Raw genomic sequence first — 3,675 nt, forward strand, 5'->3', positions numbered from 1 at the left:
GCAGTCACCGCGGCCACCACACCGGCACCACCCGCACCCACCACGACGCAACCACGCGCACCACGCCCGGACAAGAGCCAAGGCGGGGGCGGTGGTGGGGGTGCCAGCTACGAGACCCAGATCGCGGACGCACAGAAACGCGGCGACTGGCAGACCGCCGTGCGCCTACAGCGCGAGCAACTCGCCGAGAACCGAACCCTCTACGGAAGGAACTACCGATGACCACGCCCGCACAAGCGCAGCAGGCTGCCACCCAGCGCGTCGCCTCGATCAGCACCGCATGGGAACGATTCGTCAAGGCGGTGAACACCGACCCTGACACGGCACTCGCCGCGTGGATCGGCTACCGCGTCACCACCGCGGCCGCGCTCGCCGAGCACCCCGAATACCTGCCGCAACCCCAGACACCACCCAGCACCGACCACACCACCCTGCGCACCGAGTACGAATACCTCCACAACTGGGCACCCTCGATCCGCTCGGGCACCGTCGAAGGAATCGGCAGCAGCACCACCGTCCGCCTCGTCACCGCCGAAGAGCGCGCCAACTATGAACGCCGCGCCGCCGCCTACCCCGCCGCTCTCCAGACACACGAGCGACGCATTCAGGACCTCGCCATCTGGTACCGGCTCATGACCCCCGGCGAGCGTGAGGAACTGGGCCCAGACGGCAACTATGCCGCCCAGCTCGATGACTACGAGCAGCGCGCCCAGGCGTTCACCGACTACAGCGGAGCGCAGCTGTACCCGAACCCACGACCGACCGACACGTGCGGCTTCGCGCCACCAAACATCGTGCCGCCGTTCGCCGGTATTGCACAGATGAGGATGCCGCCGCTCCAACTACCCGCCCTGGTCGAATCCTTCGACCAGGCCCTGACCCAGGCCCTCAACGCCTGACCACCCCAGAGAGGTAGCAAACCCATGATCCTCGAGGCCGAGCGGACCATCACAGCCAGCACCGCGCCCGTGCCACTGCACACAGGCGGACTCGACGGCTACCCGCAAACCCTGCTCGTCAAGAACACCAGCGCCAACGGCGCAACCCTCACAGCCAACGGCGTCCTGTTCGGGGAAGTGTCCGCCTCAAGCAAGGACATCGCTCTGCCCGCAGGCGCGAGCGCAGCCATCATGCTCGCCGTCGGAGACACGCTCACCGCGAAGCGATCAGGCGCAAGCGACGCGACGCTTTCCGTCGTCCGCTGGTACGGCCGCTGACCACCGATACCCCCTGGGGGGTAACCCCTCCACTGTGGACGGCCGGGACCGCCGGTGAGGTCTTTTCGTGGTCGGCGTACCGATCCACCTCAACCAAGATCACGAAGATAGACGGAGAGTGACCGATGCCGCCGAAACGTAACGCGGCGAAGCCGAACAGCCGGGCGCACCGCCGGCCGCCTGCGGCTGCTGCCCGTGCTGCGCTGGTGGATCTTCCGGCGACCGGGTGTGATCTTCCGGTTCCGGAGATGCCGCCGGGTCGTGAGTGGTCCGAGGATGATCGGGCGCGGTGGTCGGAGCTGTGGGAGTCGCCTCAGGCGGTGATGTGGGACGACACGTGCCGCGGGACGGTGGCCGTCCTGCTGGTATACGAGCGCGCGATCCTGGCCGGTGAGGCCTCGGCGTGGATGGCGCAGGAAGCCCGGTATGCCGCCGAAGCGCTCGGGTTGACGCCGAAGGCGATGGTCGCGCTCGGGTGGCGGATCGTGGACGCGTCATGACGGCCCGGCGTGCTGCCCGCGCACAGCCGGCGGACGTGCTGCTGCTGCCTGGTGGTGTCCAGATTGACGGTTCGCTGCTGGCTCCCGATGACGCGGTGTGGCGGGACGACACGACGGACGTGGAGGGGTTCACGCACGCGGCTCAGCGGGTGCGGGACGCCGCGTGCTTCCTGGGGCGCCGTCGTCGGCATGGTGAGGCTGTTCGCCGGTGGGCAGTCGAGCAGGGCTGGACCGATGTTCGGGGGCGCGCGGATCTTTCCCGGCTGCTGCGGGCTGGTGTTCCAGTGCCGGGCTACGTCCTCGACGGCGACCAGGCGTGGCCGATCGGGGACGATCAAACCGCGCTATACCTGTGCCTTGGGGCGGACCGGTGAGCGCCCGCCGGGCCGCGCGACGGTTGCAGCTTCCGGCCGCGCCGATCGTCGACGGTGTCGAGGTGCCGCCGGAACTGCTCGACGCCGGCCACAGAGTGTGGCACGAGCGGGCCGCGTTTATCGCGTTCATGACGGCGCGTGGCTGGTCTCTGCCACCTCAGGAACGGCTCGGCGGGAACAACAACTCTCACCCGGCGAACCGGCGCCGCAAGGCGGTCGGCAACTGGGGCGTTGAAAACGGGATCGTCTCGTTCCACGACTCCCCGGATTTCCTGCGCCTGAACCAGATGTTCTCCCTCTGAACATCCGAAAGAGACAGTGGTCATGGCGGAACGATGGCCCGCCGGAATCGCAGCACGGTGAGGAACCCGGCAAGACGCAACATCCGGCGTTCAGCTGCCCCAGCGGCCGGGCAGCGGCCGCTCATCCTGCGGAGTCGTCTCGCCGGGCGCGGGCGACAGCTGGGACTTCTCCCGGGCAATCAGGACGAGCGCGACCAGGCCGCCGATCGCGGCGAGCTCGGTGAGGATCGTTCGAAGACGAGTCACGTGATGCCTTTCTCCTGGTAGCAGGTCAGCGGATCAGTTGTCGCTACCGTCCCTGCCGCTCCTGCACTGGATGCATGGCCACTTGGCACCGGTCTCGGGGTCGGTCCAGACACCAGAGCCGCCACACCAGCTACAGCCGCACACCACAACGCTGGGCCGGGTGGCAGGCAGGTTGCGCAGAGCAGCGAGGACACGCCGTGCCAGCTCGACACGGTCACCAATGGTCATGAGGTCCGGACTAGTCCGGAGTGGCACCTGGGCCGGGATCCGCACCGGAAGCGGTCTCGACAGCAGTTCCCATTCCACGATTGCCTCCCAATGGATTCAGGGGTGTGGAAGCTCGGCCGGTGCGGGTGGGGGGCCCGCACCGGCCGAGCTGGTGGGCGCTGGGGATCGCGCCCGGTCCTCGGACTCCATTCCGCCGAGGACCAACCGTCCGACGCGAGTCGCAGGCCGGGGCCTCACGTCGGGCGGGGATGGGGTGGCCCGCGCTCAACCCTGGCCGGGGGAGTGTGGCGAGGGGAGCGCGGACCGGTCAGGGAAGGGTCACGGCGGTCACGGGCGCGCAGCCGGTGACGATGGAAGCGCCCGGGTCGCCGCCCCGTCGATCTCGTCGGCCCGCCCCACCATCGACGCACCAAGCCGGGCCGTGCCCGCGCCGTACATCCGCAGGATGTCCGTACCCACCGCCTCCAGAGAGCCAGCACGGCCATAGACCGACACCACCCGCATCAGCGCCTCCGCGACCTCGGCCATCGCGGCGACCACCGCACGGTCCCGCTCCAGTCCGGTACGCGCCAGCCCGTTCACAGCTGACCCCGCGCCCTGAGCCGGGTTTCGATCGAGATCCGCAACCCGGTCGAGACCCCGACCGCTGCCCCGGTCTCGGGGCGCTCGGGGTCGAGGTCGAGGTAAGCCAGCCGATCACCCACCTGCACGGCGACCTGCTCGTTCACCTTCAGCCCAGCGACGACCTCGACCGGCTGTCCATCAGGGTCGACGCCGGTCTCGCGCCACGCGATCCGCCACTCTTCCG

The 3,675-nt window shown here is 69.1% G+C and carries 9 protein-coding genes; 6 read left to right on the forward strand and 3 right to left on the reverse strand.

What is annotated here, in order from left to right:
* The 6 genes from VJT49_RS09255 to VJT49_RS09280 form a co-directional block, all read left to right on the forward strand.
* Positions 1–222: hypothetical protein (locus tag VJT49_RS09255; RefSeq protein WP_324164326.1), on the forward strand; the 222-nt coding region annotated here is incomplete at its 5' end.
* The gene (locus VJT49_RS09260; RefSeq protein ID WP_324164327.1) at positions 219–899 is read left to right on the forward strand and encodes a hypothetical protein; all 681 of its coding nucleotides are present in this window, start codon (positions 219–221) and stop codon (positions 897–899) included. The genes VJT49_RS09255 and VJT49_RS09260, both read left to right, overlap by 4 nt.
* 24 nt (positions 900–923) lie before the next feature.
* Positions 924–1,217, forward strand: coding sequence for a hypothetical protein (locus VJT49_RS09265; RefSeq protein ID WP_324164328.1), 294 nt, complete (start codon positions 924–926; stop codon positions 1,215–1,217).
* A 125-nt stretch (positions 1,218–1,342) separates the two neighbouring features.
* On the forward strand, positions 1,343–1,717 hold the full coding sequence (locus VJT49_RS09270; protein ID WP_324164329.1) for a hypothetical protein: 375 nt from the start codon (positions 1,343–1,345) through the stop codon (positions 1,715–1,717).
* A complete protein-coding gene (locus VJT49_RS09275) occupies positions 1,714–2,091 on the forward strand; it encodes a hypothetical protein (RefSeq protein WP_324164330.1) in 378 nt (125 codons plus the stop codon). The genes VJT49_RS09270 and VJT49_RS09275 overlap by 4 nt, the downstream gene beginning before the upstream one ends.
* The gene (locus VJT49_RS09280) at positions 2,088–2,393 is read left to right on the forward strand and encodes a hypothetical protein (protein WP_324164331.1); all 306 of its coding nucleotides are present in this window, start codon (positions 2,088–2,090) and stop codon (positions 2,391–2,393) included. Before VJT49_RS09275 ends, VJT49_RS09280 begins: the two co-directional genes overlap by 4 nt.
* A gap of 90 nt (positions 2,394–2,483) precedes the next feature.
* Here the strand turns inward: VJT49_RS09280 and VJT49_RS09285 are convergent, their stop codons facing one another.
* The 3 genes from VJT49_RS09285 to VJT49_RS09295 form a co-directional block, all read right to left on the reverse strand.
* Positions 2,484–2,639, reverse strand: a complete 156-nt coding sequence (locus VJT49_RS09285) for a hypothetical protein (protein WP_324164332.1) — start codon at positions 2,637–2,639, stop codon at positions 2,484–2,486.
* A gap of 555 nt (positions 2,640–3,194) precedes the next feature.
* Positions 3,195–3,449 carry a hypothetical protein gene (locus VJT49_RS09290; protein ID WP_324164333.1) on the reverse strand — a complete coding sequence of 85 codons (255 nt, stop codon included), beginning with the start codon at positions 3,447–3,449 and terminating at the stop codon, positions 3,195–3,197.
* The coding region (locus VJT49_RS09295) for a hypothetical protein (protein ID WP_324164334.1) at positions 3,446–3,675 on the reverse strand (230 nt) is incomplete at its 5' end. The genes VJT49_RS09295 and VJT49_RS09290, both read right to left, overlap by 4 nt.

It is taken from the genome of Amycolatopsis sp., assembly GCF_035276945.1.
Classification (GTDB): domain Bacteria; phylum Actinomycetota; class Actinomycetes; order Mycobacteriales; family Pseudonocardiaceae; genus Amycolatopsis_E.

Bases quoted from the DNA above. Each gene is read 5' to 3' on its own strand.
- VJT49_RS09260 (WP_324164327.1), top strand. From the start codon at position 219: ATGACCACGCCCGCACAAGCGCAGCAGGCTGCCACCCAGCGCGTCGCC.
- VJT49_RS09265 (WP_324164328.1), top strand. From the start codon at position 924: ATGATCCTCGAGGCCGAGCGGACCATCACAGCCAGCACCGCGCCCGTG.
- VJT49_RS09270 (WP_324164329.1), top strand. From the start codon at position 1,343: ATGCCGCCGAAACGTAACGCGGCGAAGCCGAACAGCCGGGCGCACCGC.
- VJT49_RS09275 (WP_324164330.1), top strand. From the start codon at position 1,714: ATGACGGCCCGGCGTGCTGCCCGCGCACAGCCGGCGGACGTGCTGCTG.